General features: G+C 34.8%; 23 protein-coding genes. 4 read left to right on the top strand and 19 right to left on the bottom strand.

The features are described from left to right. Positions 1-68 precede the first annotated feature (68 nt). The 7 genes from C1724_RS05710 to C1724_RS05680 all read right to left on the bottom strand — a co-directional run bounded on the left by C1724_RS05710 (position 69) and on the right by C1724_RS05680 (position 7,296). Positions 69-1,034 carry an asparaginase gene (locus C1724_RS05710; protein ID WP_102345749.1) on the bottom strand — a complete coding sequence of 322 codons (966 nt, stop codon included), beginning with the start codon at positions 1,032-1,034 and terminating at the stop codon, positions 69-71. A 55-nt stretch (positions 1,035-1,089) separates the two neighbouring features. After that, positions 1,090-2,061 (bottom strand): YpdA family putative bacillithiol disulfide reductase, encoded by a 972-nt coding sequence (locus C1724_RS05705; RefSeq protein ID WP_102345748.1) that lies wholly within the window; start codon positions 2,059-2,061, stop codon positions 1,090-1,092. Between the two features lie 259 nt (positions 2,062-2,320). Next, entirely contained in the window at positions 2,321-3,592 is a 1,272-nt protein-coding gene (locus C1724_RS05700; protein WP_102345747.1) for a Glu/Leu/Phe/Val family dehydrogenase, read from the bottom strand. Positions 3,593-3,719: 127 nt separating this feature from the next. Continuing rightward, positions 3,720-4,637, bottom strand: coding sequence for a D-alanine--D-alanine ligase family protein (locus C1724_RS05695; RefSeq protein ID WP_102345746.1), 918 nt, complete (start codon positions 4,635-4,637; stop codon positions 3,720-3,722). 457 nt (positions 4,638-5,094) lie between these two features. Continuing rightward, positions 5,095-5,703: a genetic competence negative regulator gene (locus tag C1724_RS05690; RefSeq protein ID WP_102345745.1), complete on the bottom strand. Its 609-nt coding sequence runs from the start codon at positions 5,701-5,703 to the stop codon at positions 5,095-5,097. A gap of 209 nt (positions 5,704-5,912) precedes the next feature. After that, positions 5,913-6,845, bottom strand: coding sequence for a MerR family transcriptional regulator (locus tag C1724_RS05685; RefSeq protein ID WP_102345744.1), 933 nt, complete (start codon positions 6,843-6,845; stop codon positions 5,913-5,915). Positions 6,846-6,894: 49 nt separating this feature from the next. Continuing rightward, positions 6,895-7,296: a hypothetical protein gene (locus C1724_RS05680; RefSeq protein ID WP_102345743.1), complete on the bottom strand. Its 402-nt coding sequence runs from the start codon at positions 7,294-7,296 to the stop codon at positions 6,895-6,897. Positions 7,297-7,499: 203 nt separating this feature from the next. On the opposite strand from C1724_RS05680, the gene C1724_RS05675 reads away from it, so the two are divergent. From C1724_RS05675 to cotJC, 3 genes are read left to right on the top strand one after another with little or no spacing between them, the layout of a single operon-like run. Next, entirely contained in the window at positions 7,500-7,736 is a 237-nt protein-coding gene (locus C1724_RS05675; RefSeq protein ID WP_102345742.1) for a spore coat associated protein CotJA, read from the top strand. Further along, the gene (locus tag C1724_RS05670) at positions 7,729-7,992 is read left to right on the top strand and encodes a spore coat protein CotJB (RefSeq protein ID WP_102345741.1); all 264 of its coding nucleotides are present in this window, start codon (positions 7,729-7,731) and stop codon (positions 7,990-7,992) included. Before C1724_RS05675 ends, C1724_RS05670 begins: the two co-directional genes overlap by 8 nt. A gap of 48 nt (positions 7,993-8,040) precedes the next feature. Further along, complete coding sequence (gene cotJC, locus C1724_RS05665) at positions 8,041-8,610, top strand: spore coat protein CotJC (RefSeq protein WP_102345740.1); 570 nt, start codon at positions 8,041-8,043, stop codon at positions 8,608-8,610. A gap of 49 nt (positions 8,611-8,659) precedes the next feature. Here the strand turns inward: cotJC and C1724_RS05660 are convergent, their stop codons facing one another. From C1724_RS05660 to C1724_RS05640, 5 genes are all read right to left on the bottom strand, one after another. Beyond that, complete coding sequence (locus C1724_RS05660; protein WP_102345739.1) at positions 8,660-9,097, bottom strand: DUF2663 family protein; 438 nt, start codon at positions 9,095-9,097, stop codon at positions 8,660-8,662. 125 nt (positions 9,098-9,222) lie between these two features. Next, entirely contained in the window at positions 9,223-9,933 is a 711-nt protein-coding gene (locus tag C1724_RS05655) for a LysM peptidoglycan-binding domain-containing protein (protein WP_102345738.1), read from the bottom strand. 5 nt (positions 9,934-9,938) lie between these two features. Then, complete coding sequence (locus C1724_RS05650) at positions 9,939-10,535, bottom strand: CPBP family intramembrane glutamic endopeptidase (RefSeq protein ID WP_102345737.1); 597 nt, start codon at positions 10,533-10,535, stop codon at positions 9,939-9,941. Then, the gene (locus C1724_RS05645; protein WP_102345736.1) at positions 10,528-12,075 is read right to left on the bottom strand and encodes a RecQ family ATP-dependent DNA helicase; all 1,548 of its coding nucleotides are present in this window, start codon (positions 12,073-12,075) and stop codon (positions 10,528-10,530) included. The genes C1724_RS05650 and C1724_RS05645 overlap by 8 nt, the downstream gene beginning before the upstream one ends. Then, positions 12,075-13,124, bottom strand: coding sequence for a helix-turn-helix domain-containing protein (locus C1724_RS05640; protein ID WP_102345735.1), 1,050 nt, complete (start codon positions 13,122-13,124; stop codon positions 12,075-12,077). The genes C1724_RS05645 and C1724_RS05640 overlap by 1 nt, the downstream gene beginning before the upstream one ends. A 219-nt stretch (positions 13,125-13,343) precedes the next feature. Between C1724_RS05640 and C1724_RS05635 the strand changes: the two genes are divergently transcribed. After that, positions 13,344-13,592, top strand: coding sequence for a ferredoxin (locus C1724_RS05635; RefSeq protein ID WP_102345734.1), 249 nt, complete (start codon positions 13,344-13,346; stop codon positions 13,590-13,592). A gap of 401 nt (positions 13,593-13,993) precedes the next feature. Here C1724_RS05635 and C1724_RS05630 read toward each other — a convergent pair whose 3' ends face one another. The 7 genes from C1724_RS05630 to resA form a co-directional block, all read right to left on the bottom strand. Then, positions 13,994-15,223, bottom strand: a complete 1,230-nt coding sequence (locus C1724_RS05630; protein WP_102345733.1) for a GerMN domain-containing protein — start codon at positions 15,221-15,223, stop codon at positions 13,994-13,996. Then, the gene (sigX, locus tag C1724_RS05625; protein ID WP_102345732.1) at positions 15,216-15,749 is read right to left on the bottom strand and encodes an RNA polymerase sigma factor SigX; all 534 of its coding nucleotides are present in this window, start codon (positions 15,747-15,749) and stop codon (positions 15,216-15,218) included. Before sigX ends, C1724_RS05630 begins: the two co-directional genes overlap by 8 nt. A gap of 231 nt (positions 15,750-15,980) precedes the next feature. After that, positions 15,981-17,762, bottom strand: a complete 1,782-nt coding sequence (locus C1724_RS05620) for an ATP-binding protein (RefSeq protein WP_374703441.1) — start codon at positions 17,760-17,762, stop codon at positions 15,981-15,983. A 2-nt stretch (positions 17,763-17,764) separates the two neighbouring features. Beyond that, positions 17,765-18,484: a response regulator gene (locus tag C1724_RS05615; RefSeq protein ID WP_102345730.1), complete on the bottom strand. Its 720-nt coding sequence runs from the start codon at positions 18,482-18,484 to the stop codon at positions 17,765-17,767. Positions 18,485-18,558: 74 nt separating this feature from the next. Continuing rightward, entirely contained in the window at positions 18,559-19,743 is a 1,185-nt protein-coding gene (ccsA, locus tag C1724_RS05610; protein WP_102345729.1) for a cytochrome c biogenesis protein CcsA, read from the bottom strand. A 15-nt stretch (positions 19,744-19,758) separates the two neighbouring features. Then, positions 19,759-21,348: a cytochrome c biogenesis protein ResB gene (gene resB / locus C1724_RS05605; protein WP_102345728.1), complete on the bottom strand. Its 1,590-nt coding sequence runs from the start codon at positions 21,346-21,348 to the stop codon at positions 19,759-19,761. 16 nt (positions 21,349-21,364) lie between these two features. Then, positions 21,365-21,886 carry a thiol-disulfide oxidoreductase ResA gene (gene resA, locus C1724_RS05600; protein WP_102345727.1) on the bottom strand — a complete coding sequence of 174 codons (522 nt, stop codon included), beginning with the start codon at positions 21,884-21,886 and terminating at the stop codon, positions 21,365-21,367. Positions 21,887-21,938: the final 52 nt, after the last annotated feature.

The following is a 21,938-nucleotide window of genomic DNA, read 5'->3' as shown; positions in this document are numbered from 1 at the left end:
AATAAAAAAGAGCCTAGAAATAATTCCCCAGCTCTATATAGCTATTTCTGTTTTATATGATATAAAACCTAATATAAAAACTCTTGTTCTATATCTTCAATTTCACATGCTAGTAACACAGCAAGTTTCATTCTAGCCTTTTTGCTATCATAATCTCTGCCAAGTATTACGCCGTTCTCTTTTAGATCATAGGTACTACCTTTATAATCATATACAGTATGAACCTCACCTTCCTCGGCACTTGTTGTTACAACAATTTTTATACCTTTTTGGATTGCATTTTTAACTGAATCCATCATTTTCGGTGCAACCTGGCCTCTTCCAACACCTTCTAATACAATCCCTTTTACATCTGTTCCAATACAACAATCAATGAATTTACCATCTGCATTTAGATAAGCTTTGATGATTTCTACTGTTGGAAGAGGTTTGACTACATTGTAAAAATCACGTTCCAACGGTTTTTGATATATATACACTCTCTCCCCGTCTATAATACCTAGGTATCCAAATCCAAATGAGTTGAATCCCTGTAAATTCGAAGCATGTACTTTCTTAACGTACTTTGCAGAAAGTATTCTTTCATTAAAAACTACAACCGTTCCAAATCCTTTTAATTTTTCATCACAGGCTGCATAAATAGCATGTCGTATGTTTATATATACATCACTTCCAAGTTGGTCAATAGAACGTTGTGAGCCGGTAATAACCACTGGTCTATTATCTGATAGCGTTAAATCTAAAAAATAAGCAGTTTCTTCCAATGTATCCGTACCATGAGTCACTACGACCCCGTCGATACCTTTATTATTAAATATGTCATTTATTTTATTTCTAAGAATTAGTAGATGTTCAAAAGTGACATGCATACTTGCTAATTGAAATAGTGAATGTATTTCAACTTCGATGTTTTCTGGCAAACCGCAAAGAGAAACAATTTCTTCACCTGTTAGCTCGCCAGACACATACATCCCTTTTTCATTTTTCCTGCTTGCTATAGTTCCACCTGTAGTAATTATTGCAATTTTCTTCATGTCATCACCATTCTTTTTAATGTACAATTAAAATATATATAGAATGCTTACTTATCTAATTTTTCTGTGCAATTGTATTTGCAATTAGCTCCCCATGAAATCTTCCATTTTCTATAAAAATTTCATTTGCATTGTTTCCAGCAGCGATTACTCCAGCAATGAATACATTCTTAACATTTGTTTCCATTGTCTGTGGATCATATAATGGGCGGCCTGTTATTTCATCGACTCCAATTCCCATCGTTTGTAAGAAGTCATGATCCGGCTTATAACCGGTCATAGCAAAAACAAAATCATTTGGTATAATTTTTTCAATATGATGATCGTCTATATAGATGACCTCATTTTCTTTTATTTCTTTAATAGTTGCCTTGAACTCCATCGTAATTTTACTATGACGTACAAGTGACTCAAATTCAGGCAAGATCCAAGGCTTAATCTTTTCAGAGTAATTTTCACCCCTATACAAGACTGTGATACTACTTGCCCCAGCTTTATGTAACTCAAGTGCTGCATCTACTGCGGAGTTTTTCCCCCCAACAATAACAACATTACAATCGAAGTAAGGATGTGCTTCTTTAAAATAATGGAATACCTTTGGCAAGTTTTCTCCCGGTACGCCTATATAATTAGGATTATCATAATAACCGGTTGCAATTACAATATGTTCACATTCATATGTTTGTTTAGTTGTTGTGACTAGGAATTGTGTTACATTCATTTTTTTAATTTTAATTACTTTTTCATATGTATTTAGGGACAAGTTTTTTCGTCTGACGACCTCCCGATAATAAGCTAAAGCTTGATTCCGAGAGGGCTTACGCTGTTCAATTATAAATGGTACATTTCCAATTTCTAACTTTTCACTAGAACTAAAAAAAGTTTGGTGTGTAGGATAGTTATAAACAGCATTAACAACATTCCCTTTCTCTATAATAAGAGGTTGAAAGCCCTTGTCCTGAAGAGCAATTGCAGCTGATAAACCGCAGGGACCACCGCCGACAATAATTACATCTCGTTTCTCCATTTATTATCCTCCTTGTTAATTTATATATCTTTAGTATAACGGTTATTTGATAGTTAATGGAAAATAGAAAATTCTAAAGATAGGTCAGTTTCCTTTTGGGTAGCCCATCACCATCTGGGATTCAATTACTTTATCAGCTTTCAGTTGCAACTCAAAATGACGTTTCTCACAATAAAGAAAAGAAGAGTGTTGAATAATCAACACTCATAGAGCATCCCATTGCACAAAAAGTCCTCGTTCTTTTAACGAGGACATGTTTTTAAATCCAGCCACGAAAACGCGAGGCTTCAGCCATTTTACGGACACCTACCATATACGCAGCTAAGCGCATATCTACCTTACGTGTTTGAGCAGTATTATATACATTATTAAATGCCTTAACCATTACTTTTTGTAACTTTTCTTCAACTTCTTCTTCGGTCCAATAATAACCTTGGTTATTTTGCACCCATTCAAAATAAGAAACTGTTACGCCACCAGCACTCGCTAATACATCTGGAACTAGTAATATACCACGCTCTGTAATTATTTTCGTACCTTCCAAGGTAGTTGGACCATTAGCGGCTTCTACAACTATTTTTGCCTTAACATTTCTAGCGTTTTCTTCAGTTATTTGATTTTCGATTGCAGCCGGAACTAATATGTCACAGTCTAACTCTAACAATTCTTTGTTTGTTATTGTATTTTTAAATAAATTTGTCACCGTCCCAAAGCTATCACGACGATCTAATAAATAATCAATATCTAATCCATTCGGGTCATATAATGCACCATATGCATCAGAAATTCCGATTACTTTTGCACCAGCATCATGCATAAATTTGGAAAGAAAACTTCCAGCATTACCGAATCCTTGAACTACAACCTTAGCCCCTTTGATATCTATTTCTTTTTTCTTTAAAGCTTCATGAATGCAAATTGTTACACCTTTAGCTGTTGCTGATTCGCGGCCATGTGATCCACCAAGAACAAGCGGTTTTCCCGTAATAAATCCGGGACTATTAAACTCATCAATACGGCTATATTCATCCATCATCCATGCCATTATTTGGGAATTAGTAAAAACATCGGGTGCAGGAATATCTTTTGTTGGTCCAACAATTTGGCTTATTGCCCGAACATAGCCACGGCTAAGTGCTTCTAACTCTCTAAAAGACATATTTCGAGGATCACAGATTATTCCACCTTTTCCTCCACCATATGGCAAATCGACGATGCCACACTTCAAACTCATCCAAATTGAAAGTGCTTTTACCTCTTTTTCAGTTACAGCCGGGTGAAAACGAACCCCACCTTTGGTTGGTCCCACAGCGTCGTTATGCTGGGCCCGATAACCAGTAAAAAGTTTTGTGGATCCATCATCCATGCGTACAGGTATTCGGACTGTCATCATCCGTAAAGGTTCTCTTAGTAGTTCAAACACTTCTTCTGGGTACCCAAGTTTGTCAAGAGCATTTTTTATTACGATTTGGGTTGACTTTAGAACATCTAATTTATCCTCATTTTCATTCGTTGCTTTATCGGCTACCATGACTATTCCTCCTAGCCTTATCATCCAATTTATCTTACTATATCTTATCCGTTTACTTTAATAAAATTTCCCTTTTTTGGAAAACCAAAACACATCAAAAGCTAGTTTTAGTATAAATGCTGATTTATTATTCGTTTATTGTTAAATTAATTAATTCTTCGATCATATCTTCATAAGATAATCCAATTTCACGAGCTGCATCTGGAAATAAACTTGTTGGCGTCATCCCTGGTAACGTATTAACCTCTAAAAATACTGGAGTGCTGCCATCATAAGGAACTATAAAGTCTGTTCTCGAATACGTTTTACAACCTAATGATTGATGAGCTAAAACAGCATTATTTTGCAAGTACTCTGTAACTTCGCTACTAACTCGAGCAGGGATAATGTGATCACTCATTCCTGGTGCGTATTTAGACTCATAATCATAATATTTATTCTTCGGTACAATTTCAATAACTGGTAATGCCTTTTCTTGACCAACTGTACCTTTTACAGCTACTGTAACCTCTTTTCCACTAATAAATTCTTCAATTAATATATCTTCGTCAAATTTAAATGCATCTTCAATACCTTTTGTTAGCTCTTCTCTATTGTGGGCAACTGTTAATCCAATTGTAGATCCTTCTCTCATCGGCTTAACGACAACTGGGAATGTCAATTCGAAAGTGAATTCTTCTTGTATAAATGTTCTTTTAGATAGTGTTTGATCTCTTGCAACTCTAATTCCTTCTTTTTCAACAATTCTTTTTGATTTCGCTTTATCCATAGCGAGCGCTGAACCTAATACGCCTGAGCCAACATATGGAATGTTAAGCATATCTAATAGTCCTTGAATGCGACCGTCTTCTCCAAAACGACCATGTAAGCCTATGAACACGATATCAACATCTAATGTTAAAAGCTCACTTATCCTACTCGGGTTGAAATCTATACCTATAACTTCATGACCCTTTTTTTTCAGAGCATTAATAATCCCTTTTCCAGATGACAACGATACTTCGCGCTCTGCCGAAGTTCCCCCATATAATACTGCAATTTTCATATACGTTTTTCCTCTCCTTGGGCATGATAAATTTACTATTATCGTATTCTTACGTTTTAGAGAAGTGCCTATCTATAGCAATATGTATGTAACTTATCATAGCATTCGAAAACTTCTGTGCCAAAGATTAAGTAAATCCAAGCATTCTCAATCCTACCTTTATTAGAATAGTACAAAAGGAGTTTTGAATTCAATGAAATAAATCATTTTCTTATGTAATTTATGGTAACAACTATTTAAAATAGGCTGTGCTACTATTGGTTGTTGATTTTCGCTACAGGATGCTCGCAGTCTACAGCGACGCGGGCGGTGAGTCTCCTCGGCACTCAGCACCTGCGGGGTCTCACGGTATATCCCGCTAGAGTCTCATACCTTCCGCTCCAATCAACATAGCAGAATGTAAAAAGAGGTAAATACGAGAAACTACAGTCCCTCTACATTTACCTCTAGAATATAGTTATATTTTTTTCTTCGTTATAAAGAAATGATGTATTTGCTCAATGGAACTTTCACTCATTAGCATTTTTCCATATTCAATGACTCGATGGATTGTTATAGTTGCAGGTGTTCCGAATTCAGATAGTATAGAAATAATATTTTCTATTTGATGCCCATTCAACTCAAATTCTTGAAACTCTAAATAAAATCGATCTTGATAGGAGAATAAACGTCCTGAGTGAATTCCTAATGGAAATAATCTTGTACTCAATGAAATAACATCTTCAAAACTGTCAAATTCATAAAATATATCATCACTTTCATCGACAGTTACTTGCATTTCAATATATTCATCCGAGAAACCTTCATCATCACTGTCATCTGCAATCGAGTCTTTTGTAACAATTATAACCATCCCTTGTGCTTGTAGAGAGTAAACCTCAATTGCAATCGGTCCATCCGCTTCAAAACCAAGTTCATCATTTGCTTCGTTCATCATATCTCGAAAAAGTTGATGAACCTTTTGACTATCATGCCATAAATCTTCCTTAGTTAAGCCACGTTCAGTTAAGTCGTCAAAAGTGAGAAAGATCTTTATTTTATTGTAATTTAATCGTTCTAGCCTCATGAGCCACTACCCTCCCTTACCGACCACTCCCATTATCTCATTATTAATATATGAGATTTCTTGTAAGATGGTTCTTGAATACTTACAATTAGTTTCATTTTATATTACACGGATGAGAGGGTATAGACAAGCATTTTGTCTTAACTATGGCTTACAAATTTTTCTGTATTTTCGTAATAAGTAATAAAAATATAAAGGTAAGTATACATCTATTGTTTAAACGCTCGATTGAATTTCTGAGACCAATTTTCCCATTCATCTATAGAATAACCAATTTTTTCACAACTGTAATTATAATATGTTTGTTCATCATGGTTATTAAAAAGATGACTTACAACTGCTACGTTAAGTGGCGCATCCACTCTATCTTTTTGAATTGTTGAAGTAAAACTTAAACTTTCTTTAATGTTGTGATTCTTCATACAGATGATAAACAAAAAATTAGGATTAACTTCCTCCAAAACTAAATGTAAATCACCACTAGTAATATGGGCTCCTAAATTGATTACATTATAACCTTTCTTTTTTAAAAAAACAGAAAGGATTAATAATCCATTTTCATCCTCTTCTCCAGGCCCACATACGGTTATTATTTTAGGTGCATCTTTTTCGTTTGTATATGCATGACCTATAGTACCTATTCGTGATCTTAATATTGTCGAAACAAAATTACCATGTGCTGTTGTGATTTCCCTTTTGGCTTGTTGATCCCAAATATCTCTTAATGTTTTAAATATAATATCAATCAAAACGGTTTCAACCGTATATAAACAAAAAGCCTGATTTAAAAGCCGATTGGCTTCGAATTCATTAAAGTCTAACATCATATTTAATAAATCTCTCTGTAAAGCACTAAGCGGATGGTCTTTATTTATAGGGTTTATTAATTGACTGTTTATTTGTTCAATTGTGTTATTTTCAAGTATAGTAACCGCTTGACCGACCGTAAATCCTTCCTCAATTTTTTTTGTAAGCCATTTTAATATTTTAATGTGTTGGTCGGTATATACCCGATGTCCTGCTTCATTTCTTTTTGGTGCTATGATATTATATCTCCGTTCCCACGCTCTTAAAGTACCTGGCTGAATTCCAACCAATTTAGAAACAGCCTTCATATTATATTTTTCGTCTTCAAGTGTCATTGAATTAACTCCAATCTTCTGCCTTTCTGTTTAGTTGGTGAGATATTTATTAATCTCCATCCCCACCACTTTTCAAATATTTATCGACACGATTTAATTCAACTGAAATCATACCATATAATAATGAAATTAATAATATTTCTGTTGTAATCCAAAAGGATTTACTATACATGAAAGCAATACAGAGGAGACTACTATAATTCACAATTAGTTTATATGTTGGTTTCTCTTTCTTTGTAATCCAATCATATGTTTGTTTAATGATTCCTCTAATAAAAGAAGAAAAACCAATAATTGAAATGAAAAAGCAAAATGTTCCGATAAAAAATGCTATCGGATTAATAATTATACTTGAAAAAAAGTAAGCTAGACTTTGATAATCTAGAGATTGTAAGGTTGTTATACTAGCTAATCCACAACCAAAGCTTATTAACCATTTTAGAATCAACATCTACACCCCTCCTTATATCGGTGTATGAATTTCGTGGGCAAAAGATGTTTGTCTAGCTAACTTTTATAAAACAAATTCATCTATAAAAAAATGTCATAAGACAACTCCGGCTATCCATAAAATTAAATGACCTTACATGTCAATCGCATTATCCTTATATGAGACAAGACATGTTAAGCAGATCAATAAAGGGAGGAACTTAAATGTTTACTCTACGGAAAAATTGGTATCCTTATGTTGGTCCTTTTGACCCTTGTCGACCTATAACTGTAAAACAGTATGCTACACCACCTCAACTATATATAGGCTTTCAACCTCCTGGTTTACAGCAATTTTCACCAAGAGAAGCACTTTTTGCCGGAACGTTATGGCCTGCGTTCTACGATCCTTATTTTAATCCGTATGAACAAAAAATGAGGGAGGGTAACAAAGATGCATAAACAACTTCCACAACAATACTATACTTTGTTAGAAGAACTACAAGCTGTGGATTTTGTCCTAGTAGAATTAACGCTTTATCTAGATACGCACCCCCAAGATCTTCAAGCAATTGAACAATTCAACCAATGCGCACATCAACGAAAACAAATTGCTAAGCAATTTGAAATGCAATTTGGACCACTTCTCCAATTTGGACACAGTTATACAAACTGTCCATGGACGTGGAATGATTCACCATGGCCTTGGCAGGTTTAACTTAGCTCTATATCCGTTAGTAAAAAAGTATGAAGGAGGCGCCAACAGATGTGGATTTATGAGAAAAAACTTCAATATCCCGTTAAGGTCAGTACTTGTAATCCTACGCTTGCAAAATACTTAATTGAACAGTACGGTGGAGCAGATGGAGAACTTGCGGCAGCGTTACGCTATTTGAACCAACGCTACACGATACCAGATAAGGTCATTGGATTATTAACAGATATTGGTACTGAGGAATTTGCACATCTTGAAATGATTGCAACAATGGTTTATAAACTAACAAAAGATGCGACACCAGAACAAATGAAAGCAGCTGGACTAGGAGCACATTATGCGGATCATGACAGCGCCTTATTCTATCATAATGCAGCTGGAGTTCCTTTTACTGCTACGTATATTCAAGCTAAGGGAGATCCGATAACCGATCTTTATGAGGATATTGCTGCGGAAGAAAAAGCGCGCGCCACTTATCAATGGTTAATTAATATGTCTGATGACCCTGATATTAATGATTCACTCCGTTTCTTACGCGAACGGGAAGTCATCCATTCACAACGATTTAGAGAAGCTGTTGAAATACTTAAGGAAGAACGCGATAAAAAGAAATTCTTTTAAAGTTCATTTTAACAGCATAGTAGCAGTCCGAGCTGCTTGCTATGCTGCTTTAATTTTCATAATATAAATTAATATCGAATTTTTCTTTAATTTCTTTAATAAAAAGATGTCGTTGCTCCCAACCATATTCTTTAGGCCAAAGTTCTTCTAATCTTCGAATCACTTCACACCGAAGGTTATTATATTCTTTTTCAGCTTTGTCTGTTTCTTTTTTCACAAATTTTAAACGCTGATATATAGTAACAATAATAACAATAAAAAAATAATGGTAGCTGTTATTAATTAAGTTAGATACCATCAAATTATATTGATTCCAATAAGGAATAAAAGTATAGATGGTTAAGTAACCAAGAAATCCAACTGCAATACAAAAATAAATCCAGTTGTATATCAACACGTCCTTTTCACGTTTGTCAAGTTTTCTTCTAAGGTCTTTTAATTCATCGATAATAACCATCCCAACAGAATCTAAATAATAACCTTTCATATAGCCACCTTCTTATACAGTCAGTCCTATTATCACACCTATATATATTCACTTGTCCATAACAATAGAACACAAAATCTGTCTATACCAAAAAGAGCTTAAGGTGCTGAACCTTAAGCTCTACATTATTTTGAGTTAGTTGGAATTTTCAGACGTTGGCCTGAATATACCGTACCATCTGAATTTAACTTATTAACTTTTTTTATGATTTGCTCACCAGATCTGCTCTTAAAGTATTTCATTGAAATTCGATACAATGTTTCATCAGGTTGTACAACATGAATGATATACTGAGGTTCACTTGGCTTTTTATCTTTTATAACCTGTTCCACATTAGCTATATTTTGATTTTCATTGCTTTCTGGTCCTTCTAAAGTTTTCACAGAAGATGTGTCGACTTGCGTTTCTTGTTTTATTGGATTATCTTCGATCGTGTTAGGCTCAGCATTACCCTCCACATTAGGCTTTTCTAAAATAAATTCATCCACTACTCTATGTGGTTGATTTTCACCTTCGTTCTTAAATTCAATGATGTCAATAGTTTCGTTTTTAACTTGACTAACTTGATTTGTTGGCTGAACTGTACCTTTCCAATAATGATAACCTGGAACCAATACAACTATTAATAAAAAAATAAAAGCGAGCAGGCGAACGATTGGAAATCTAATTTTAAACTTCGTTTTTTTATCATTTTTTTTCCGATGAATCTCGCGGCGTGGTGGGAGTTTAGGAGAACTTGTCTTTTCTTCCGTTATTTCTTGTTTTATTATTTGTTCTTTCTTCATTTGCTTTCTTAACTTACCCGCTTGGTCACTTGAACCTTTTTTTGATAACATTGGGATCACCTCGATATGGAAACATCTCGTAAATATTGAATTCTAATTATTAATGCAAATACAAAATCAATCAAAAAGTGTGCAAAAATAGTAACCCAAAGATTATTTGTTACTATATAAATCCACCCAATAAAAAAACTGAGCCCCACTACAATAGTAAACAACAACCATTTATATAAATAACGAATGTGTAAAATTGCAAAAATAATACTTGCTGTTATGTATCCAAAATGAGTTTGGATAACACCACGGAAAAAAATTTCTTCAGTGAAAGCTACAACTAAAGAAATAATAAATATACTCCAAACCGGTCGCTGTTGAAATACTTTCTCATTAATACCGCCATCATCATACATATTTTTAGGAACAAATTTCATTAATGTATAGTCTATTATAATTACTATAATAGCACTTCCTCCACCATATAGGAGAATTTCTTTTATATCCCATTTCCATATTTGTTGAAATGCATGTAAATCTTCAAATAGAAAATATCCCATTATGCCTGCTAAAACAAGAATTATTGCTTGGGTTAAATAAAGGTGTACAAGTACTTCGGTATCTTTCATATTCTTAATAAGATCTGATTGTTTCCTAACCATGATACCTTTCCTCACTTTTTCTAAAGATTAATTTAAGCTCTTTTTCCCAAGTGCTAAATTCAATCTTTTTTTGCTGCATACCTTTATGCGGAGATATTCCGTATAGTTCAATTTGAATTCCGCAATTATCACAGCATTGAGTTTGTTTTGTTTTAAGCTTTTGATTAAAATATTCCAATAGAGAGGCTCTACGACAGTTCTCGGTTACGATCCAGTGTCTGAAAGCTAGTAAGTCCTGTTCCTTTGAGCGAATTCTGTCCATGATATTATGAATTAATTTGTTTTTAATGTGTTGGAAGTTACAGTTTTTATTTATCTGGTCGTTAATAATTACTTTTCTCTCTTCCAACTGATATTTTATATACCTACTTTTTATTTCTGAAATTCCAAACAATTGCATTAAGTCTTGTTCGAAAGATTTACAATTATATGTTTTTTGCTGGTCAGCCAGTTGTTTTAAGAAATCGAAAACAATATTTATTTCATTTTCCTTGGGTAAATCTATATCAATGAGATTCCTAGCCATTTCATGATCTTCGGTACAATATAACAGCAGTGCTATACTGGCGTTCCCATCTCTACCCGCTCTCCCTATTTCCTGAATATAGGACTCCAGATGTGAAGGATAATGGAAGTGCACTACATAGCGAACATTCGCTTTGTTTATACCCATTCCAAACGCATTCGTACAACAAATAACATCTAGTTGACCTTCGATAAATTGCTGTTGAATTAATAGTCTATTCTCATTCTCTAAGCCCCCATGATAATATGCCACCCGTTGGATACCTTGTTCCTGTAACAAATGGCTCATTTTTTCCGCCCATAAACGGCTTGAAAAATAAATAATACCCGGCCCTTGTAAGGTTTTAACATAATGTATCGTTTGGCTTATTTTCTGATCGAAAGTTTCTACTTGTTCAACATGTAGAGCTATATTAGGACGGTCAATTGAAAAAATATGTTCTTGAACTTCCTCAAGCCTTAATTGTGCAATAATGTCATCCAAAACCGCCCTCGTCGCTGTAGCTGTTAATGCTAGGCACGGTGGATTCCCTAGCCTATTTTTAACTTCATATAGTTTTAAATAATCTGTTCTAAATTCATGTCCCCACTGGGATATACAATGTGCTTCATCTATTACAAACAAACTTACCTTAATTGCTTGAAGTGCTAAAATAACCTCATGTGATTGCAGTATTTCCGGTGAGACATAGATGTAACGATACTTACCAAGAGTTTTTAACACCTGGCCTCTTCTTTGAAAGGACAAAAAACTGTTCAAACCTACAACTCTCTTTTCACCAAGTGATTTAAGCTGCTGCACTTGATCCTCCATTAACGATAATAAAGGAGAAACAATTATAACCGAACCTTCCACTACCATACCCGGGAGCTGATAACAAATTGATTTCCCAGCACCGGTTGGTAACAGTGCTACTACATTGTGTCCAGCTAGGATATCCTGAATAATTTCTTCTTGTCCTTCTCTAAAAGAGGAATAACCGAATTTTTGAAGTAGAACTTGTTGTAGATTCATTAAAAATTCCCCCTTGCTAAAGTTAAACGAATTTGAAAATAACTAGCCCGATGGTTTAACGCGTCCTTTATTGGTTTCAGTCTCTTTGTATTTAATTCCTGTATTTTATTAATAATTTCTTCTTGCAAATTAGGATCGACATACTGGTCAATACTAAAATTTCCAATTTCAGAGGCAATCTCAACCAAATGGTCTTCAATGGTGCTTAGTTTCAATTGCCTAATTGTCATAATGTCCGATAAAGATTTACCCTGTAGCAATAGTTGATAAGTCTTTTGTGATGAATGAGTTAACACAGTATAAGATTTTTCCTGCTCAGTAAATTTGTATAGTTCAGGAAACATAGTAGGAGTTTCTTCTATTCGACCTAAGATATAATGAATTGCTGATTGAAATAGAATCCATGCATAATCCTCATCAATGCTATACTGAGAGCTGATTTGATCAAAAGTATATCCTACTCTATGTGCCCCTGTTAAATGCAATACAAAAATAGTAGAAACCATCGATGGGAGACTTTTTAAAATGGTCTCTGTTTCATTGTAAAGAATGACTGATTGCTGTATCCGGTCCTCTCTCTTTTTTAAATAGCGTTTCACCCACTCTTGAATTTCTTCATCATTAATAATCGGTATAAATGACTTCTTTTCATGTAATAGGCAAGAGAGAGATTGTATTGTTAATGAATATCGTTTCCAAAACTGAAAAGATGCCCTGCTATATTTCCAACCGTTTAAATAGTCAGGTATCGAAAAAAGTTCATGGTTTTCTTCAAGATATTGGTAACCGGTTTCTGTCAAAACATATGTATCTTTATTAATAGCTATAATCAATCCCATAGCAACAAGTTGTTCAGCTACACTGGTAATATCTTCTTTTGATAAATATTGCATAGATTGAAAAAGATAACTTATGTTGAATAGCTTTGCGTCTTGAATAGTTTGAGACGATCTCTTTCCTTGAAGTAGGTGGTAAATCCCAAAGATTGACCTTTCTCCCTGTATTTGTGAAATACATTTAAGTATAATATATTGCCGAAAACGTTTCATGTTTTCGTTTCCTTTCTTTCAGTCTGATTTTATTTTATCAAAATAATTGACAACCTGATGTTTATTTTTAAAATTTAAGGGTATGAAATAATTGTAACACCTATTAAAAGGGTTTAACTTTGTATTTTTCTATTGAAAAGTTAGACAAAGCGATTTACAATGTTTATGAGTTCTTTAAAATATAACCAAAAGGTTATAAATTTCCGGGAGGTAATTTTCATGGCAAAATATACTATTGTTGACAAAGAAACTTGTATCGCATGTGGTGCATGTGGAGCAGCAGCACCTGATATTTATGATTACGACGATGAAGGTATTGCGTTTGTAACACTTGATGACAACAAAGGAATTGTTGAAATTCCAGACGTATTAGAAGATGATATGATGGATGCTTTTGAAGGCTGTCCAACAGATTCAATCAAAGTTGCTGATGAGCCATTTGATGGTGACGCAAATAAATTCGAATAATACTATTACATAAACCTCTCAAAATGCTTGAGAGGTTTTTTTTATACAATAAAGTAAAATGCCAAACACTGTCCATTTATTAAAGTTATCAAGATAGTACGTTTTTAAGGGGCTTTAGAAATCATATATCCTTTGTAATTCGGTTGAATAAGCCTTTTGTGATTATTTAGTATAGTCGAGAACACTTTCTATGGTCAGCACCTTAAAAGCTCCGTATAAGGCTTATACAGGTATTTAGAAACCCTTTACCTAATAGATCATGACAGGATTGCTTAAACGTATATTTCTTAAAAAAAACAAAAATAATACGCTTTTTTTCTCAGATATTAAATAACGAAAAAAAGCCTCTTTTAATAGTAATTACACTAATAAGAGGCTTTTTTACTATATTGATTACATACTTATCTTACGTATGGCATCGGATTCACAGCTAGTGGTACTTGAATTGGCTCGGTTAATAAATACGGTCCGATACTATCTGCTGGTGAATTTTTAAATTCTACATTCGTATATCCGTACTCTTTTGCTGTCATTAATATTGCTTCAATCATCAAAATGTCATTTACATCATTTTTTAACTGACTACCAGATGAAAATTCTACTGTTGCAGTATTTGTTGAATCATCCGTTTCGACATTCTCGAAATTGATATCATCTGAAATCGCTGGTCTTAATTGTGAATCGATTTCAACTGGAACTTTCATTGTTTCAATCGCTTGCTTAAAATTATCTACTGTTTGTTTTAGCGGAACAAGATATATATAATTAGATTCAAATGGCTGATAAATAAAGTAAGCATCCTTTTCTTCTTCATTATCGATCTGTAATTCCTTTATTTCCCCATAGTTACCAAGCATAATGCCCGGTTGACCTGCTGTCCGTAACTCCACCAAATCATAGTCAAGTTGACTAAAGGTTTCCTTTATCGTAGCTAAGAATATGTTTTCCATAGCGGAGCCATTGCCATATGGATGATCTGCAGGTACATCAAGAATAACTTTTTTAATTCCCCCCGATACCTCTTCTTCTGCAAGTGAAGTATTAGTAAGAATATAAGAAGACAGCCCCCATTCGTCTTCGTGAAGATATTCATAAATGTTTTCAACCTTACTCAGTCTAGATGTATCATCTTTAGGAATTTGAAAACTAATCGGAACTACAAATTGCGCGTTTTTGTCTGGTAATGCAATTGTTATTACCTCTTCATTATCATTAGCAACATTTATAACTCGTGATTCAGGCGGTGCCATTCTTAGCATACCCATGTTTTCTTCGGCTGACATTATTCCAAACTGTTCTTGCGGTAAATCAGGTTCTACTGTACTTTGAGAAGCGGTATCATTATTACGTTCTATACCTGTCTTTTCCATCGAACTTTCTTGATTGTAAAGAAAAGACGGTGAAACGAGCGCAATTAATATTATAGCAGCAATTGATGCTATCACCGGAAGAATCCATGGCTTTCTTTTAGTTAAGGTTTTTTTAGATTTAACTTCGTCTGCCAATTCTTCTTCTTGTAAGCGTGAGGATATACGTGCAAATAATTCATCAGGATCTTGGCGATCAGTGATCCTAGGCATATTTTTGAGTAGTTCTTCGAGCTGTTTTTCATCAAATGTAGATTTACCCATGGAAAATACCCTCCTTTGCATATATTTCCTCCATCAGCGATTTCAATACTTTTAGACCGCGATGCTGTGTCGTCTTTACCTTACTTTCCGTCCATCCTAAAACTTCTGCCGTTTCAGCTATCGAGAAGGATTGTATATAACGAAGGATTAGGACTAATTTTTGGTCAACGCTACATTTTTCTATACACTTATACATGATATGAATTTGCTCATTTTGAATAGCGACATCTTCTGGTAATGGTGAGTGATCCTTTAGAATGTGCTGAACTGTGTCTTCATCAATTGCATGTCCATGTGCCGTTCGTTTTTGTTTTCGAAACCAATCTATAGCAACATGTCTTGCGATTGAAAATAACCATGTTTTTTCACTACTTCTTCCCTCGAACCGATCGTATGATTGAAGAACCTTTATATATACTTCTTGAACGAGATCCTCTGCTTGTTCTCTACTTTTTACCATATAAAAAAGAAACTGAAAAAGGTCATGATGATACTGATCATAAAACCTTCGAAAAAGATCTTGCATAACGGTTTTACCCCTCCCGTTCTATTTTTAGTCGTTTTTAAATAAAAAAAAGTTACAAAACCAAAATTGCATATAATTCCCAGCATAAAAGATTTTACTATACAATACGTAATAACAAAAGTGAAAACTAAAAAACTATTATAAACTAAAGTACAATAGAAAAAGCTCATCCTGTAGATGAGCTAAATAAATAAGTTGTTTCCAAAAAAATTCTCGCTACTTTTCATAGTTTTAAGATCTAGGAATGAAGAATGTAAAACTTGTACCTTCACTATACTTGCTATGAACAGCAATATGTCCATGATGGGCTTCAATAATATTTTTTACTATCGCTAAGCCTAGGCCAGTACCAGCCCGCCCTCTAGTTCTAGCTTTATCTGCCTTATAAAAACGTTCAAATACAAAAGGTAAATCCTCTTCAGGAATACCAGAACCAGTATCTTGGACAGTTATTTGCACACCATCATTTAATGATTCTACAATTATAGAGACGGATCCATTCTTATTAGAATGACGAATTGCATTATCAATTAAATTCGTCAAAACCTGTTCAATCCGGTCTACATCCATAGAAACCATATCCTCTTTATTGGAGATCTCAAGTATAAGATCAACACCTTCATCTTTAGCCACACCTTGAAACTTGCGAATAATTCTTTCAAAATATTCAAGGACTGAAACATTTTCTATTTGAAGCTCAATATGCCCTGATTCCATTCTTGCTAAATCAAGAAGTTCGTTTACTAAACGTCCCATTCTTAAGGACTCATCTAATATGATCTGTGCTATTTCTCGTTTCTCTTCTTCACTGCTTGCGATATCATCCACAATCGCCTCACTATATCCTTGCAACATAGAAATCGGTGTTCGCAGTTCATGAGAGACATTGGCGATAAAATCTTCACGTAGTTTATCAAGTCTTCTTTCCTCTGTCATATCACGAAGCACGGCTACTGCCCCTCTTACAGCTTGTTGATCATATAATGGGGTCATTAAAATCACCCAACTGCGCCCTTGGGCGCTAATTTCAACAACCTGTTCTCTTTCGGTTAAGATAACTTTTTCTAAAATCCCCTTCATTTCATGTGGCAAGGTTTGACTTTCTACTATTTTCATATTTAGTTCATAATAGAACGCTTCAAGCATCCGTTTAGCGGGAGGATTTGAAATAAGAATATCACCATTCCTATTCATTGTGAGCACACCATCAGCCATACTGCTTAAAATACTTGATAACTGTTCTTTTTCCTGATTTAGTGCAAGTATATGATATTCCAATTGTCTTCCCATTCGATTAAAAGCAAGTGCAAGCTCACCAATTTCATCATGGGTTAGTATAGGAACTTTCGAATTAAATTTTCCCTTCGCCATTTGAAAAGCTGCTTCGCGCATCGTTCTTAATGGCGCTGTGATTCTAGTGGAAAGAAAAAATGCAAATATAGTAGTTAAAATGATAGCAATCCCTGCACTTAGCAGTATAATTTTTGTCGTTTGTTTTGATGTTTGACTTACCACATCTAATGATTGGTATATATAGACTGCACCGGTTTTATCTATAGCTCTACTCATCGGAACACCTACGATGATGATTTCGTTGTAAATCTCATCATCCTGTACCATAACATTAGGTGGGTAACCCATTTTACTAACCGTCCGTCTCTCAGATATAACCTGAGATAAAGTTTCATCCTCAAGAAGAAAATCAATAGGTAAATCAGCCAACTTTTGATCGTTAGATGAAAACCAATAATCACCTTGTTCATCTATAATCAATACCTTTGTAGATGGATCAATTATTTCAGAAACGATTGAAAAGGCTAATTCACGCTCTTCATATTCTTCCATAATAGCTGAAATTTTCGTAGCTGCCTGTGTGAGTTGTTGTTCTGCATTACTAACATTCAAAGTTTCAAAAAACTCGAGTAGAAGAACCGTCAAAATGAATAAAACTAAAGATACTAATAATAGAATAGTAATCCATAACTTACCAACTACACTTCTCAAAAACCACAGCATTATTCAGGAACAACCTCAAATTTATAGCCGACACCCCAAACAGTAACAATCATTTTTGCAGCATTTACAGAAACTTTATTTAGTTTCTCTCTTAATCGTTTGACATGCGTATCAACGGTACGCAGATCTCCGAAAAACTCATAATGCCAGACTTCCTTTAATAATTGTTCACGGTCAAATACTTTATCTGGAGCTTTTGCTAAGAAATATAATAATTCATACTCTTTTGGCGTTAAACTAACATCTTTACCATCTGCCGTTACCCTATGTGCATCATTATCGATAGAGAGGTGTGGGAAGACGATAATATCCTTAGTAGATGTTTCTGTTTGTAAAAATTTAGTTGGGGAGGATCTCCGTAGTAAAGCCTTCACACGTAATACTACTTCGCGAGGACTAAATGGTTTCACGATATAATCATCAGTTCCTACCTCAAAACCTTGGACACGGTTCGTTTCTTCACCTTTCGCAGTCAACATAATAATAGGCGTAGCTTTTTTTTCTCGTAGTTGCCTACAAACTTCAATCCCATCCAATCCCGGCATCATAAGATCTAGCAGAATTAAATCATAATCCTCGGAGATCGCTTTTGCAAGTGCCTGTTCTCCATTCTCCGCTTCTTCAATAATATACTCTTCTCTTTCTAGGTACATTTTCAATAGGCGTCTGATTCTCTCCTCGTCATCTACTACTAAAATCTTTGAACTCGTATTTTCCATCTAAAACTCCCCCTAAGATGTAAATAATTACAAACCTATACTCAACAATATTATGACATAAAATATAAATATTATTAAGATGCATATGAATGAAGGCCGGCAATTACTAAGTTAACAGCTACTAAGTTAAACATAATAATGGCAAAACCCACAACCGCTAACCATGCCGATTTTTCACCATGCCAGCCTTTTGAAAGACGTAAGTGTAAAAACGCAGCATAAAAGAGCCATGTTATCAGTGCCCAGACTTCTTTAGGATCCCAACCCCAAAACCTTGTCCAGGCTACTTGTGCCCATATCATCGCAAATATCAAAGCTCCTAACGAGAATATCGGAAACCCGATCGTAACAGACCTGTAGCTTATCTCGTCTACTAATTCAGGATTGACACCCTTTAGTAACGGTTGAATCGCTGCAGCTATTCTTTTCCTTAGTAATAATCGCACTAAGCCATAAAGGATTAATCCGGAAAACAATGACCATACTAATGTATTAAACTTCTTTGGAGCATTCGCTCCATTCATCCAAGATGGCGTTTCAAACACAGGACCAAATCCTTCAGACAGCATCTCTCCATCCATAGGACCTGCTATTGCTGGCATATTATAGACAATTTCAGCTTCACTACCTGTTTCATTTATCCACTTAAACGAAACCTCATAATCTGCACCCTTAAATGCAGTTGTAACAATCACAAACCCAATGACGCTTAATATTCCATATAAGATGCATTCCAGCCAGAATGTCTTTCTAGTTGCTTTTGTTTGGTCAACTTGATGAATTAAATAAATCAACCCAGCAACAAAACTTATAGCTAATACAGCTTCACCCAGCGCTGCTGTTGTAACATGAATATATAACCAATGACTTTGCAATGCTGGAATAAGCGGTGAAATTTCACGTGAAAACATACTTGCATAAGCGATAATTAACACTGCTACTGGCATCGCAAAAACACCGATTAATGTGTTTTTATATAAGAAATAAATTAAAATATAGGAAAGAACAAGCATCATTCCAAAGAAAGTAGTGTATTCAAATAGATTACTAACTGGGGCATGTCCACCTGCAATCCATCTTATGATAAAATACCCTACTTGTGCTATAAAACCGATAATGGTAACAGTAATTCCAAGCTTTTCCCACTTATTCGTGTTTGATTTTGACTGTTTATCACGAATAGAAGCAGCGAAAAAGACAGTTGCTACCAAGTACAAAACAAAGGCAGTATATAATAAATTACTACTTAATTGCACCAACCTAGTTCATCCTCCTTACTTTCCTTTTTCATTTTCTTCAATTGATTTTAGTAGCGTCGTCCCTTCAAAAATAGTAGCTAGATCTTTTTTTAGACCAAACCAATTTTTATTGGTATGACCTGCCACCCAGATCTCATTATTTACTTTTTGAATCCAGATACGACGGTGATTCCAGTACATTCCTTGAATCACACCAATCATAAAGATAATTCCACCGACTACGATAATCCCTAAAGTACGATCTAATCTGACTGTTAATCCAGTTGCATTTCGTGTTTCCATAGCTTTAAAGGCCATTTTATACTTGTTTTCCCCAAATGGCTCTGCTGTATTTCGAATGCCAACAAAGCTGACTTCACCTTCAGGTATGGATGGTGAAAACATTTTAAAAATAAAAGCTGGATTGTTTGGTAATCTATTTCGTGTTGCCGGATTTCCTTCTTCATCAAAATAGAAGTTTGGAAAATAACTCATAATCTCTACCTTATATCCTTTACCTATATCGTATACAGATTCAGGGTCTTCAAGATTAATATCAACATCTCCAACAGCTTTATTTGTTTCTTTTTCAGTAAGACTAAAGCTCATTCGAAAAAACTCGTTTAACTTATAATCCACTTGATACAAAGCAAAATCATCAAACTTGATTGGTTCGTTGACTCGTATTTTATGTTCTTTTACTTCTTTTAGCTCAGGAGTTGTACCTGGTATTGGTTCATCAATCCGTTCATATAGAACTGCATTCGTTTGGTAGTTTTTCGGCATTCCCATTCCGACATTAACATTATCCTTTTCGTCATACACTTCCATAATAAATTCTTCATTTTTCAGATAGTACTTTCCCTCTGTACCTGGCACCGGCTTAGTTTCTCCCTCACGCAGCCATAAAACGTCATCAATATACATACCAGGAAAGAAACGGAGCATAGCTCCAATTAAAAAGATGATCAAGCCGATATGATTGACATAGGGTCCCCATCTAGAAAAACGGCCCTTCTCTGCAAGAATATTGCCATTTTCTTCACGAACATTATATCTCTTCTTTTTTAGTTCCTCGACCCATTGCTTAGGTGCCTCTTCACCAATTGAGAGGGTTGCAAATAAGCGCTGTCTTTTTAAGAAGTTCGGGTGTCTAGTAACACCTTGTTTTTTTAGTGCTCTATATAGCGGAATAACCCGATCAAGTGAACAGATCACAAGGGAAATGGCGATGGATGCTACCATAATCATAAACCACCAAGAACCATATAAGTTATGGAAGCCAAGCTGATAATATAGTTTACCTAAGATTCCATACTCTTGTTCATAAAATACATCCGGTGTTATAGTTGGTGGTATGTACATTTCTTGTGGAAACAGCGTTCCAAGGGCTGATGCTAATAATGTTATTACGATCAGCCATACACCAACCTTAACGGAAGAAAAGAAATTCCAAATACTATCAACGAAAGTTTTTTTATAAGTTTGGGAACGTCTAGCACTTCCCTCATATCTCATATCTAATAAGCTTTCATTCTCATTATTATCAAATGATTTCCCACATGATTCGCAGAAAACCGTTCCATGTGGATTTACATGTCCACACTCACATTTTACCTTATTCATGATGAGCCCCCATACCCTATGGTTTAATTCTTTCCATATGATTCATAATGGCTTCTTCTGTCAGAGAACCTGTGATAATATCTATAATTTCCCCATTCTTATCAACCAAAAGGGTTGTTGGTAATGGGTTTATACCATACGTCTCCAATACCTCCGTATTAGAATCCATTAAAACTGGGAAACTTAATCCTTTTCGATTCACAAAATTTTCGACTGCAAGATTAGATTCCCCAACATTAACCGCCAGAATCTCTACCCCTTTGTCTTTATATTGATGGTACATGTTTTCCATATATGGCATTTCTTCCTCACAAGGTGGACACCATGTAGCCCAAAAGTTTAGAAACACGCCTTTACCGCGAAGACTATCGAACTCTATCGGCTCTCCAGATAAATCATTTAGTATAAAATTCGGAGCCTGATCCCCTATGCCAACCAACTCTTTTTCAGTAAAAAAGTTAGTATATAGTGTAAATCCTAGTGCACCAAGTAAGATGAGTAGAATAACCGAACGAATAACAGATCGATTTTTTTTCATATAACCCTCTCCCCGTTGAATCTATTGTTAAGTATAACACTTAACATTATTT

The sequence above is a fragment of the Bacillus sp. Marseille-P3661 genome, assembly GCF_900240995.1.
Lineage (GTDB): Bacteria > Bacillota > Bacilli > Bacillales > Bacillaceae_J > OESV01.
The sequence above is the reverse complement of the archived record's forward strand: the minus strand, read 5'-3'. Positions and strand labels throughout refer to the sequence as shown.